Source organism: Micromonospora sp. SCSIO 07396, from assembly GCF_053667945.1.
This window is the reverse complement of sequence record NZ_CM132210.1, coordinates 6,748,239-6,761,457: the sequence shown is the minus strand read 5'-3', so window position 1 is coordinate 6,761,457 and position 13,219 is coordinate 6,748,239. Positions and strand designations below refer to the sequence as shown.

General features: G+C 68.7%; 8 protein-coding genes. 2 read left to right on the top strand and 6 right to left on the bottom strand.

The genetic code is table 11. The annotated features are described in order from the left end of the window. The first annotated feature begins 108 nt into the window (after positions 1-108). Positions 109-435 (top strand): hypothetical protein, encoded by a 327-nt coding sequence (locus ACWCHM_RS29920; RefSeq protein WP_454220744.1) that lies wholly within the window; start codon positions 109-111, stop codon positions 433-435. A gap of 578 nt (positions 436-1,013) precedes the next feature. Here ACWCHM_RS29920 and ACWCHM_RS29915 read toward each other — a convergent pair. Next, positions 1,014-1,766, bottom strand: coding sequence for an endonuclease/exonuclease/phosphatase family protein (locus ACWCHM_RS29915; RefSeq protein ID WP_454220742.1), 753 nt, complete (start codon positions 1,764-1,766; stop codon positions 1,014-1,016). A gap of 400 nt (positions 1,767-2,166) precedes the next feature. Continuing rightward, the gene (locus ACWCHM_RS29910; RefSeq protein ID WP_454220740.1) at positions 2,167-2,946 is read right to left on the bottom strand and encodes a transposase family protein; all 780 of its coding nucleotides are present in this window, start codon (positions 2,944-2,946) and stop codon (positions 2,167-2,169) included. 441 nt (positions 2,947-3,387) lie between these two features. Here ACWCHM_RS29910 and ACWCHM_RS29905 point away from each other — a divergent pair, with 441 nt between their 5' ends. Then, positions 3,388-4,326 carry a hypothetical protein gene (locus ACWCHM_RS29905; protein ID WP_454220739.1) on the top strand — a complete coding sequence of 313 codons (939 nt, stop codon included), beginning with the start codon at positions 3,388-3,390 and terminating at the stop codon, positions 4,324-4,326. Here the strand turns inward: ACWCHM_RS29905 and ACWCHM_RS29900 are convergent. Genes ACWCHM_RS29900 through ACWCHM_RS29885 form a run of 4 tightly spaced genes read right to left on the bottom strand, consistent with a single transcriptional unit; the run spans position 4,248 to position 13,106 of the window. Next, positions 4,248-10,148 carry a S1 RNA-binding domain-containing protein gene (locus tag ACWCHM_RS29900; protein ID WP_454220738.1) on the bottom strand — a complete coding sequence of 1,967 codons (5,901 nt, stop codon included), beginning with the start codon at positions 10,146-10,148 and terminating at the stop codon, positions 4,248-4,250. The two genes, ACWCHM_RS29905 and ACWCHM_RS29900, sit on opposite strands and share 79 nt — an antisense overlap. After that, positions 10,136-11,191, bottom strand: coding sequence for a hypothetical protein (locus ACWCHM_RS29895; RefSeq protein WP_454220737.1), 1,056 nt, complete (start codon positions 11,189-11,191; stop codon positions 10,136-10,138). The genes ACWCHM_RS29900 and ACWCHM_RS29895 overlap by 13 nt, the downstream gene beginning before the upstream one ends. Next, positions 11,191-12,609: a hypothetical protein gene (locus ACWCHM_RS29890; RefSeq protein ID WP_454220736.1), complete on the bottom strand. Its 1,419-nt coding sequence runs from the start codon at positions 12,607-12,609 to the stop codon at positions 11,191-11,193. The genes ACWCHM_RS29895 and ACWCHM_RS29890 overlap by 1 nt, the downstream gene beginning before the upstream one ends. 8 nt (positions 12,610-12,617) lie before the next feature. Continuing rightward, positions 12,618-13,106, bottom strand: a complete 489-nt coding sequence (locus tag ACWCHM_RS29885) for a hypothetical protein (protein ID WP_454220735.1) — start codon at positions 13,104-13,106, stop codon at positions 12,618-12,620. Positions 13,107-13,219: the final 113 nt, after the last annotated feature.

The following is a 13,219-nucleotide window of genomic DNA, read 5'->3' as shown; positions in this document are numbered from 1 at the left end:
GCCGGGGATTGGCCGACTTCTTCTTCGAAGAGGTTGTCTTCCCGGTCGTGCTGCTGGTGACGATGTGGACGTCGTAGCGGCGGGTGGGATGGCGGTTGGGTTGTCCGGGTGGGCGGCCGGGTCCTGGTCGGGTGGGTTTCGGTGCAGCGAATCGGGCGGGTCTTGGCGGACAACGCCGACCACGTTCTGCTGCTCGATGTGGATGGCACCGTGCCGGAGGGCCGGCCTGCGGCGGACCTCACGACCATCATGGCTCGGCTCCGCGACGGCGCCTACTGCCTGCCCATCGGGCCCGACCACACGGCCCGGGTGATCGCGCGTATGGCCGGGCGTGGCGACCTGGTGCTGACGATGGGCACCGGTGACGTGACCAGCTACGGTGCGGCGATACTGGACAGACTGAGCTGCCGATCCGAGGCGACCCTGTCGGCCTGATCTCCTTCCGTCAAGGGCTCACGCCTGCCGGGTCACTCGACCGTCTGCTGGCCGGGTGATGAGTCCTGCGGTGTTGGTCGCCTTGACCTGGGTCCAGTCGCCCGGGGCCGCACGCAGCAACTCCACGCCTCGGACACGTCCGCCGTGCGGCCCACAGCCATGCCGCCCGCTGGGTGTACTGGTCGGCGTTTGTCCGCCGATCGCGACCAGCCGCCCGGCTCTGGTCCCAGCGGCCTGCTGCCCGATCTGCCGGTGTACCTGCGGGGAGCGTGCTCACCCAACTCGGCCATCTCGCCGAGCACTGCGACCGACCGCCGGTCGTCACTGGCCTTCGCGTGTGCGCCGCCCGCATCGCACCCAGCACAGCGTTGCTGGCGCCGTTGACAGCGGCCCTCCGGCCAGTCGGGGCAGGTGGTAACGGTGTCCTGCCCGGAGACGCTGCCCGGCCACCGCCTCGATCGGGTGTCCCAGCTTCACAGAGCGGCGGACGCCTGACGCGGCTCGTATGGACGCAGTCCTCCGTAGGGCCATCAAGGGCTGCAGAGCTTCGAGCCCGGCTCGAAGGGCTGCCGGTGCCGTTACAGGTCGATGGTGGCGGTGACGAGGTGATGGTCGGATGGGTACGGCGGCCCGTCGGGGATGTGGACCTGGTAGCTGCTGGGGATGACGTGGGGGCGCATGGTGTTGTTGACCAGGAGGTAGTCGATGAGGTCGGGGCCGCCTTCACCGGGCTTATCGATGACGGTGGGCGCGATGGCGAAGCCGGGGTCGGCGAGCCAGGCGAGTTCGGCGACAGCGTGGTAGCCGGCACCTGCGAGTCGGCGGCTGGTGGTCGGGTCCCATCGGCCCATGAGGTGGTCGAGGGCGGCGGTGTCGGCTTCCCAGCTCCCTTCGGGGGTGCCGTCGTCGATCCGTTTGCCTTTGTGTGTGCGGATGTGATGGTTCGCGGCGTGCCAGTCTCGTTGTGGGAGGTGTCCGCCGCTGGCGGTGGAGTTGAGGTCGCCGCCCCCGATGAACGGGAGCGGGTCGTCGCCGTAGCGGTCGAGCAGTTTCGCCTCTTCCAGGCGGGCGGTGCCGCTGCGGGAGTTGAAGTGGGCGACCCAGGCGCCGAACTCGGCACCGGTGGTGTTGACCCGGAACCGGCCGACGTTGCGTTTGTCGGGGAAGACGTCGGGGTCGTGGGGGTCGTCGCCGGGCCAGACCAGGTGGGTGACGAGGTCGGCGTTGTAGAAGATGGCGGGTGGGATGGGTCCGTGCTGGCTGGTGCCGAGGAGCCCGGTGTAGGGAGACCCCTGAGCACATCCAGCAGACTGGTGAGGCGTATGACGCACTCCAGCAGTAGCAGGACATTGCCGTCGGTCGCGCCCACGGCGCGCGCCGTGGCGGCCAAGTAGGCTGTCAGGTGACTACCGACAGCTTCACCCGTCGTCACGAGGGTCTGCTCGCTGATGTGCGGATGCAGCTCGCCGTAGGAGCGCGCTTGATAGTCAAGGCAGCATGCTGGGAGCGAGTTAACTTGGGTAGGCGCTGACGGACGGACGGTCGGGCTCACGTTCGACGATCTGGAAACAGCGACCTCGCTGAAGGGCTGTGAGCTTCTCCCGGACCGACGCGGCTGGTGGATTGGTGAAGACCAGCCGGTACGACCCCTCTTTGGCACGCGAACCGACGATCCAGCCTAAAGGACGTCTCGTAACTCGGTGAAGGCGTTGCCCGGTACCGGTGCTGGTGTCACCCCGCGAGGATGATGTTGTGGAGGTGGGCGATGCCGGAAGCGGTGTCGGCCAGTGTGCGGGCGGCTCGGCGGTAGTCCCGCAGGATCTTGAAGGTCTTCATGCGGGCCAGGGCGTGTTCGACCTGGGCGCGGCCGGTGCGGTGCTGCTTGTTCAGATTCTTCTTCCAATCGGGTAGCTCGCTACCGTCGGCGGGCTTGCGGTACGGGATGATCACCTCCGGGTTGCCGCGGTAGGCGCCGTCAGCCATGACCGGCCGTCCGGCCAGCTTCTGGTCGATGCCGCAGGTGCGGTAGACGATGGTGTCGTTGCGGTTGCCGGGCTGAGGATCGCCCAAGGCCACGACCAGGCGGGTGTGGGCGTCGATGGCGACCTGTAGATTCGTGCTGTAGCGGTAGTTCTTGCTCGGGGCGGCCAGGCGGTGGTCCCAGGTCGGGATGAGGGTGCCGTCGATGATGGTGATCTGGTCGATGCGCCGTCGGCGTCCTGGGGTGAGGGCGAGCAGCGGGCCGAGGGCGTCGATGACCCGGTGGTCGGCGGAGCGCGACACCCCGAACAGTGGTCCGATCTGCCGCATGGTCAGGATCGTGCGCCAGTACGCGGCGACCAGTAACACCCGGTCGGCGAGGTCGAGAGACCACTGCCGGCCCGGCCGGCCGTCCGCGATCGCATCACCACCACGCTCGGCGACCAACCTGACCAGCCTGCGGAACTGGGCGGGCTGCAGCCCAGTGAACGGGAAGATCCACTCCTGGCGGGCCGCCGTGATCACCTGCACCCCAACATGATCCATCATGGACCAGTTGCCGAATCACGAGACGTCCTTTAGGAGGAACCCACCGGGAGCGGCCCGCAGGCAGCCGAAAGCGGTCAGCACCGGCACCCAGCTGGCTACCCACACACAGCGGCCGACTCACCCGTCGTCGCCCAGTGGCGGACCGCAGCGGCCGTCTCGGGTGCTCAGGACGTCGCGATCAAACAGCAATCCGCGTTGGAGCCGACTGCGGAACCGGCGCAGCGCTTCCGGCGCCAGCTCCGCCAGGACCACCTCGATGCATACCCCGGCTACCACACGGGGTCGTCCTGGTAGTGCACCGCATAGAAGTCGTACTCGTCGACTACCGGGCGTCGAAAATCCGCTGGAAGGGCCTAGCGTTCGATGGCGTCGCGGTGCCGACACACACGTCCCCCCGCTTCCGCCCGGGTGCACGATGTGATGGTGACCGACTCTTCAACCGAGCTCGCCCTCATGTCGGCTATCGCCGCTTTCCTCGAGCGTGCTGGGAAAGTGCGTGACCAGCTCGCCGCCATGGGCGATGCCGAGTTGGCCAAGCTAGTCCTCGCCTGGCCGGAGACCCGGGCGGTGAACACCGCCGCTGGCGCCGCTGCCGGGGTCCGCAGGTACCTGTACTACGGCGACGGCGGCGAGAACCACTGGGGACGCCGGCTCACTCGCAACAACCTGCGTGCTCTGGGCGTCCTTGAAGTGCTGCGCCGACCAGGGATGCCCGACCAGTTTCCTGCCGACCTGGCCGCCTATCTCGCTGGTCCGCCGATGCCGTCGGAGCGTTTAGTGGTCATTGACGCCGGACTGCCCGTACGGGGTTCTCACGGGATCTGTGGCTGGCAGCTGACGCAGCCCACCGCCGCCGACCTCGACGAAGTGACTCCGCTGCCATCGAGCAGCCAGTTCGCCGCAGACCCGTGGGATCCGGCCTTGCGGCTCGGTGGCTGCTGCGTCCTTCGCCGGGCCAGCGACGACCTCGAGGCGCGCAATCCGTCGGTGTGGGGCACCGCCATTCTGCGGAGTTTGTTCGAACCAGAACTCGTGATCCCAGCGTGGGAGCCTCTGCTGCTGCTCAACCTTGCCCAAACCGAACGCGTGATCGTCGCCGCCGAGTACGAGATCGAGCCGGGCCGCATGGTGGAACGCGTCCGAGGCACCGGCCTAGACCTGGTGCCCGCCGCATCCGACGGGATCGACGACCGGGAGGAGCCCGGCTGGGGCCCTTGTCGGCTGGACGAGCAGGAACTGGCTGACGTGCTGTTCACTACTAACCTTCTGGTCCGTAGGTCGAATCAGTCACGAAGCGAGAGTTCGACCTGTTTGCGTTCATCGTTGAACCCGACGACGCGAGCAGTCAGCCATTGGCCTTGACTGACTACCTCGCTGGGGTGACCGACGCGATAGGCGGCAAGCCTGCTGATGTGGATGATGCCGGTGACTCCGCTGGTCAGGGTTACGTAGACGAACGACTGGTTCAGATTGTTGACGGTGCCCTGGACCGCTGAACCGATCGCATACCAGGACTTGAACTGGTCGTACGGCGGCAGCAACAACGCCTTGCGGGACAGCGAGACGGTGTCCCGATCGTCTTTGAACTCCAGGATCTGGGCGGTGATCCGGGTACCGATCGGGAAGGTGGCGGCGATGTCGTGGACCCGGTTGTGGTCGAGTTCGCGAGCGTGAATACGCCCGCTGACGCCACTTCCGAGGTCGAGGAACACGAACTGGTCGCTGGTGCCCGAGACGAAGCCGTCGACGTGCTGGCCGACCCAGTGCCGGCCGCGGTATTCCGCGTACGGCTTGGGGATCAGCGCTTTTCTCGACAGCAGCACCATTTCGCGGTCGTCCTTGAAGTCCAGGATCTGGCACCTAATCCAGCTGCCGGGCGGGAAGCTCCCGACCACATCATGCACGCGGGCGTGGTCGAGTTCCTGAACGTGAATGCGGCCGCTGACGCCTTCTTCGAGGTCGAGGAAGACGAACTGGTCGCTCGTCCGGCTGACCACCCCGTCGACATGTTCGCCGGCCCGATGCCTGCTGCGGTATTGCGCGAAGGGTTTGGGGATCAGCGCCTTGCGTGACAGCTCGACCTGTTCACGCTGGTCGTTGTATCCCTTGATCAGGGTCATCATCGTCTCGCCGGGCTGGGCCACGAGGGCGGCGTCCTCCACCCGCCGGTGAGCGAGGTCGCGGCGGAAGACGACGCCGGTGACCCCGTCGTCCAGGTCGACGTACACGTGGGTGCGGGTCGCGTTGCGGACCGTGCCGTAGGTAGTGGTGTTGACCGGGTGGGTGGACCGGAACACTTCGTACGGCGGTGGCTGAAGCTGCTTGACGGAGAGTTCGACGCGTTCGCGCTCGTCGTCGAGCTTGATGATCTTCGCAGTGATGCGATCGCCTTCGGCGACCACGTCCGCGCAGGTGTCCAGCCGCTGGTAGGAGAGCTGAGCGATGTGCACCGACCCGCTGACGCCGGGCTCGATGTCGACGAAGACCCGCCCGTCGGTGACCCGATTGACGACCGCTTCGATCTGATCGCCGATGTCGTGCCGGGCCGCATACAGCTGATAAGGCTTCGGGGTGAGCCGCCGCAGCGACAACTCGATCTTGTCGGGCGCGTCGGGGATGCTCGTCACCAGCAGCCGCACGATGTCACCGGGGGTGGCGACCAGCGTCGGATCCTCTACGAACGACCAGCTCAGTTCCCGGATCGGAATCAACCCTTCGAGGCCGGGAACAAGCTCGGCGTACGCGCCGTGGGTCAGCACGGTCAGCACGGTCGCCTGGACGACGGAGCCGACCGGATGCTGGTCGGCGAACCGCTTGGTGAGTCGCCGCTGCTCCTCCAGCGGTGAGTCGACGGCCACGACCACGTCCGCGGACGCTTCGGCCGGCTCGGTGCGGGTGCCGGGCCGGTACGGCCTCGACCCGTTCAACGTCAGATGGTGGGTGCGGGCCCAGAAGGACCAGACCTCGTTAGCCCACTGCGGGTCGTCGCTGAGCTCGGCCAGGCGGGTGGCCGCCGAGCGTGACAGCGGCTGCTCCGAGCGTGCGAGGAGCGCCGTGCCGGGCGGTGCCAGCTCGTCGTCCTGGTCGTCGGGGCCGGATTGCTGGTCGCCGGTTCTGGACAGTTCGAGTTGGCGGTTGGAGTGCCGGACGATCTCCCGCAGCGCGGCCAGGTCCAGGTCGCTGACGTCGAGCCGCGACCGGTCCCGGACCAGATGCAGAAGCAACGGCTGACCGGCTCCCAGGACAGGCGCGGGCTCGTCGGCTTGGTTGCGGACGAACAGTGTGACGACATGCCGGATGCCGCGGGCCGAGTCCCGGTGCAGCAGGACGGCCTGAGCACGCCCTGACTCGTCCGGTGGCTCGGACACGATCGCGTTGAACAGGCGGGTCCGGGCCGCTGTGCGCTGGGTCGGGTCCGTCGCCTGGTATTCGATGCCGGAGCCCGCGGACGCCTTGCCCAGATGCTGATGAAGCAGTTCGAGCAGGGTGATGGTGTAGCAGTCGCGGGAGCGGGCCGGCATCACCGTCGCGACGAGTGTCGCCCCCGCGGCCAGTGACTCCAGCAGTCCGCGACTCCCGCGGTGCAGCGATGCGGCGATCTCGCGGCGTTTCTCCTGCAGCTCACCCTTGTGGCTGCTGGCCTCGGCGAGCACGAATCGGCCGCGTCCGTCGACACGATCGAAAGCGCGCAGTGGACCACCGTGATGGCGTAGTACCGGCCCGACCGTGACCTCGATCGGGTCGCCCGCCTGCACGTCGTGGTGCGAGGCCGGGTTGCCGCGGGCGCCGGCCCGCCAATCCGGTCGGAGAACCACGGTCGCCCGGTCGTCACCAGGGCGGTAGGCGACCACCTCGTACCAGTCGTCCTCGCTCGGCGAGCCGTCCGGCAGTTCGACGGCGGGCACCGAGACGTCGATGCCCCGGCGGGCGGCGGCCCGCCAGGCCCGGACCGGGTCCTCCCGGCCCGCCGGCGCCGATCGTGCCGGGGTGAGCTGCTCGCAGGCGGTGGTCTGTCCGGCCAGGCAACGGGGACATTCGCCGCAGGCGGCATACGCCTCGATCTCCCGGTCGTTGCGCCGGAACGCGTCGGCGCGCACGGTGTCCTCGTCGGCGTAACCGATCCGGACGCCTGGCAGCCTCAGCTCGCCGTCGCTGTCGGCTCGGGTCGCTTCGGCATCCTCGGTGTCGGGGCGGCGACGGCGGCTTCGGCGCCCCGCGCTGGGTTCCTCGGTCGGCTGCGGGAACGGCTCGATCGCGGCCAGCACCTCGTCGACGGTGCTGGACTCGCTGACGCGCAACCGGATCCGCTGCCCGACCGGCCAGCTCTCCAGCAGCGCCAGGTGCTGATTGAGTTCGGGCCGTGCCGGGGCGTGACGGGAGGCCGCGACGACCATGCGGATCGCGTCGGCGGGGCCGGTCGGATGCTGATCGCCGACCTCCGGCAATGCCCAGGGCTGGGCGGCGACCAGGCTGGAGACGCGGCTGTCGGTACGGCTCTCCCGGCGGCGCAGAGCGATCACCTCGGTCGCTACCGGCACGATGCCCGTGTCGTCCTCGAGGCTGAAGACGGTAGCGGGGGCGTCAGCGGCTGCCGAGGTGAGGCGGGTGAACAGGCGCTCGCTGTCCTGCCGGAATCGGTGTCCGGCCAGTGAGCGGGTGAGGACGCCGCGGACCCGGTCGATCAGCGACAGCTCAAGGAAGCGCTTGACCTGCTCTTTCATCGCGGGCGAGAGCGCGGATAGCACATCCTGGCGTTTGCGTGCGGTCTCCAGCAGCAGCTCATGGTTGATCCACCACTGCCGGGCCCATCGGTGCCGGGCCTCAGACTGCTCCCACGGTGCGCTCGACGGGTCGGCGCGGTCCCACGCCGCGGCGATCAGGAGCACCAGTTCGGCATCGTCGGCGCAGAGCGAGGCCAGGCCCCGATGACGGTCGGCGGCTTCCAGCCGCCACTCGTCGGGCCACTTCGGCTCGTCCTGCAGCAGACTCCGGCGCCCGACCAGGCGGGCATCCTCCAGCAGCGCCAGGACGGTGACCACTTCGGGCACGCAGGTGAGGCGATCGGCGTACAGGATGGCAAGGGCACTGCCGGTGGAGCCCAGGCCCTGGAATCGGATCAATTCCCGCCCGAACGAGGTGGGATGCCCGTCGCCGTCGACAGCGCCGCCGGCGCGCAGCGCGGCGTCGGCCCGGACCAGTTCCCGCCGGAAGGTCTCCGTCGCCCGCCGGGCGGTGTCGTCGAGCTCGGTGGTGGTCGGCTCGAACGCGGCCGGCCACGGGAAGGTGAGCACGTCGTCGATGCCGCCCATCCGTGCGGTCATCACCAGTGCTTCCAGGTTTTCCCGGGTTGAGCCGGGTGGCGTGTCCTCGGCCAGGGCGAGGTACTGGCCCTTGGAGTAGAGCGGGAACACCCAGCCGGGTGCCTTGCGCCCGACCCGGCCCCAGCGTTGCTTGATGCCGGCCTGGCTGTGCGGTTTGGTGGGGATGTCACCTTTGGCCAGGTCGGGATCCCACTCGGACTGGGCGATGAGGCCGCTGTCCACGACGAACCGAACGCCTTCGACCGTCAGTGACGTCTCGGCCAGGTTCGTCGAGATCACGATCTTGCGGGGATCGCCCTTGCGGCGTTTGGCCAGGGCGGCTTTCTGCTGGTCCTTCTTCAGGGAGGAGATCAAAGGAAAGACATGGCCCTCGTACGCCCGGCCGAGCCGGCGCTCGATCTCGGCGACGACCGGTTCGATGGTGCGTTTGGTCGGCAGGAATGCGAGGATGTCGCCGTAGATGCCACGCTCGTCGAGGCCCTGCGCCAGCTGAACCACGAAGTCGGCCATCTCGTCGGGCATTCGGGCACGCCACTGTTCGGTCGGCACATTGCCGGTGTATCGCAGGTCCAGCAGTCGCGCCGTGGTGTTCCAGACGTCTTCCTCGTACCCTTCGTCGTCCTGGCTGGTGACGTCGTCGGCGCTCAGCGCGGGCGCCAACCGGGTCGGCCAGTGCCTGCGGACGAACTCTCGGTCGTCGCGCGGCTGCTGCGACGACAGCGGCAGTGCCTCGTCGCTCCAGCGGTCCAGCACGTCATCCTCGCCGGGCTCGGCCGTGTCCAGGGCGGGGAACAGCGGCATCCCGTACCCGAACGCCTTCTCCGCCGGGACCTCCATGACGTGCGCGACCGGCGGGCCCTCCGGCCGGCCCTGGTCGAAGAACTCCTGGTAGAAGGCTACGTTGAAGGTCGCGGACGTGATGATGACCCGCAGGTGTGGGTAACGGTCCAGTTCCCGCCGCAGGAACCCCATGATGAAGTCGATGTTGGTGCTGCGCTCGTGAGCCTCGTCGACGATGACCGTCCCGATCCGGCTGAGCCGTCCCTCGCGCAACCAGTTGATCATCGTGCCGTCGGTGACGTAGATCAGCTCGCACGCGTCGTCGTGAGCCCGGTCACCGGACACCTGATAGCCGACCGGGAAGCCCGGGCCGACCCCACCGGCGCCGGACATCACGCCCCCGACGAACGACGCCACCCCGACCGCCGCCTGCACCCGCGGCTCGGTGACGACGATCGGGCCCAGCTCGGTGAGCCGGCCGAACGGTGTCCGGGCGGGCAGACCCTGCAGGGATGCCGGCGGCGGATCCATCAACCGGTACGGCGCGAATGTCGACTTACCCGTACCGGTGCCCGCTTTGAGGATCAGCACCCGCCGGTCCCGCAGCAGCCGCACCATCTCGACGATGTGCTCGTCGGTCATGCCGACGTTGACCTTCTCCAGGTCATAAGTGGTGCCTTCGACGATCTCGTGGGACGTGGGCAGCGGACCCAGCCCGCCCAGCGGACCGGTTGGGTTCTCCCGATCGGCGACCTCACCCACGGTCTCCACGTCGATGTAGGCGACCGCCATGCCCTGGATGTCGGTGCGATGCTTCTGCCGATGCTCCCGGCATCGGTCGGAGCGCGACCCGCCTCGCTCGACGACGTTGCGCGCCCAGTTCTCGTTGTACGTCGCCCGGTCCCGGCGTTTGGCTAGCTCGGACCGCACCTTCGGCAGGCGTTTGCGGTCGCGCCCGGAGGCCGTCTCCAGCTGGGCCACCTCGCGCTCCAACCGCTCGACGTCACGGCGGCACTCCTTGCAGACGAACGCCCGCATGTGCGAGTCGGAGGGTCCACGGCGCGGTTCGGTCACATCGTCCACGGGGTTCCCTTCCGGAACAGTGCGCTGTCGACGACCGTCCCGGGGCTCTGCTTGCCGTTGGGCGCGGCGCCGTCGTAGTACATCGGCTGGACGGCGATGCTGCGCGGGTGCGCGAGCAGGTGGTCCGCCAGTGCTTTGTAGAAGCCGATGACGGCCGTCTCCAGGCCGGTCTGGTACAGGTACAACCGCACCTGGGTGGCGTGCAGGGTCAGCTCGGTAAACTGGCGGCGGCTCAGGTCGTACACCAAATCGTCGGTCTGCGCGGCCGGCCGCGGCCGGGAGATCTCCGCATTGCGCAACCAGGCACCGTCCACGGCCGCGTCCATCTCGGTGTGCCGGATGGACAGCAACGCGAACCGCAACGTCAGACCGGCCGGGCCCAGCTGGCCGCGCAGCGGTAGCGCCCGCAACGGCATCGGGTGAATCGACCGGGAGCCGTCGCGGTACTCGACCGGCGCCCGGCACGCCGACGCCCCCGGCTGCGCGACCGCGAATTCCCGGAGCGTCTCGGTCACCACCGGATTGCTGAGGCCGCTCGGCGAGATCGCCCGTGGCTGCGGGCCCGACAGCGCCGTCTCGATCTGCGCCCGGAAGCGTGCCTCCACGGCCTGACTGCCACGGACCCCACCGGAATCCCAGCGGTCCGAAGGCTCGGGCACGGCCGGCACCGCCTCCGGACGCGCCGGCATGCCGGCGGTCAGCGGATCGAACACCAGGACGGGTACGAGGCCACGCGCCACGATCGAGCAGGCATCGTCACGCACGTTCGCGGGCAGACTGTCCGGCCAGCTCGCCGGGTCGTCGCCGACCAGAGTGACATTCACGCAGGCGGCCGGGTCCGCGATCGGCAGCCGAACAGCCGACTTAGGGCCGGCGGCCCGCTGTTCGAGCCGGGTCATCAGCGCCTCGAACCGGGCGATGTCGGTGCGGTCACCCGGTTCGGCCTTGGTAGCGCGACTCTGCGCCGAGGCGATGTCCGTCAGCAGCCGGGCGAGAGTGTCGTCCTTGGCCAGCCCGGCCAGGTATGCGGTCTCGGTGGCCATCAGCGGGAGATCCTCGAACTCAGCAAGCGGGTCTCGATGTTCTTGTCAATGTCGGGCAGTCGCTCCGGGCAGCGCAGCAACGCCACTCCGGCCGGAAGGTCGGGTGCCGGCGTGTCCGACGGCACCACCACCGCGTCCACCTGGCCGCACGCCGGTGGCGCGAATGGCCGAACCCGCAGCGTGCCGTCGCTCGACTCCCCGTGCGTCCACGGCAGAGGGCCGCCCGGGGTCAGGCCGGTGAAGGTGACCACACCGGACTCGTCGTCGATGCTCCAGCCGATCCCGATGCGCCGGTCCTCAACCACCCGAGCCTCACCGGCACCGGCCGCGGCCCTGTCCGTCGAGTCGAGCCGCCGGAACAGCATGCCGACCATCACGGCCGCCCGGCACGCCACCGACTCCGCCTGCCGCGCGCCGCGCGCCTGCCACGGCGCCCCGCCCTCCAGCACCGACGCCGCCCGCGCCGAGGTGGCCAGCAGGTAGTCGACCTCGATCTCCCGCCACACCTGCGACAACAGGGCGAAACAGATGCGTTCTGGTGCCATCCCGTACGTCTCGACGGCTTCCCGGACCCGTCGGGCGAGCCCGCCTGGCATCGGCGCGATCGCCAGGAACAGCTCACGGGCCTCGGCCGGCGTGATCGCCGCCGGATCCTCCGCACCCAGCGCCACCCCGACGGTCCGCCCGAAGCGACGCAGACTCGCCGGGACCTGCTTCTCCGGATGCCCGCGGTAGAAGTGGCGCCGGTTGCCGTTGACGACCCGGGCGTCCCGGTCGAACCGGATCTCCATCGTGCCGCCGTTACGGAACGCGTCGCACAACGTCAGCGCGGCCAGCGTCCGGTTGCCCTCATGTGTAGCCACGTGCGGTAGTTCGCAGGTCTGCCAGGCGACCACCGACAGGCCATCGAACGCGGAGTCCTGAGCTATGGCGGCCAGGCCGACGATCACGTTCTGGCAGGCGATGCGCACCGGGCGGACCACGTAGTCCCGCGGGCGTTTCTCCACCTGCAGGTAGTTCGCCTGATACGCCGGACCGATCTCGTCGAGAATCCGGCGCAGACCTTCCTCCCGTTCACCCAGCTCCTGCTTCAGGGACATCACGTACGCGAGCGGGTCGATGTCCAGCGGTCGCAGCTGAGCGTCGGGGTCGACGTCTGACAGGTGCAGTCGCAGCACCTCGCCCGGCTGCACCGCGCCCCAGGTGGTAACCGCGGTGCACGCCATCGAGCCCTCGTCGACGATCGCCAACGGCACTAGCTCTGCGGGCAGGCGCACGCCGAAGCGAGCGAGCAGCTCGTAGGCCTGCGGTATCGACGTCGTCCCACCGTCGCCGCGCGGAGTTATCAGCATGCGGGCAACCTCGGCGGGCCAGGACATCGCGTAGACCCGGCCGAGAGTTTGCGCGACCCGGTCCATCACTGTCGTCACGGCCACTCCACGTGCCGTGGGCCCTCGGGGATCGCGTTCATGACCTCGACCAGTGCGTGAATGGCTTGGTTGACCAGTTTTCCCGGGGGATCATCGGCGATCTCCATCTTGAGCAGATGCGGGTCACCACTCTGGGTGCGGTCGGTGATGACCAGCGTGACCGACTTTTTTGCCTCGTCGTGGATGACGTGGATGTGCCGATTCGGGTCCACGGTCGGCTGATGGTCGGGCCCGATGAAGGCGTGCACCGTGCTCTCCGCCTGCGCGTCCAGCTCGCTGAACTCGGCGGCTCCGTAGAACATCTGCTTCAGCTGCTCGCCCGGCTCCTTCCGGCCCCACTTCGCACTTTGAGGAGCACGAGGCAGACGTACCGGCGGAGGTGGCACCACCGGCGCGGCACGGATCATGGCTGCGAGGACCTCTTCCGGTGAAACTGGACCCGAGCTCAACAGCTCGCGCCCCACGTTGTTGTTGCCGCAGCCCATCTGAAGCCACCTCCGGTCGGGGTGCCGAGTCAAACACTCGTACGGCGCAGTTACGGCGCACCTACGGTTGGTAGACCATGCTTTGGAGCATGGTCAGTCGCTTGTCGCCTGGG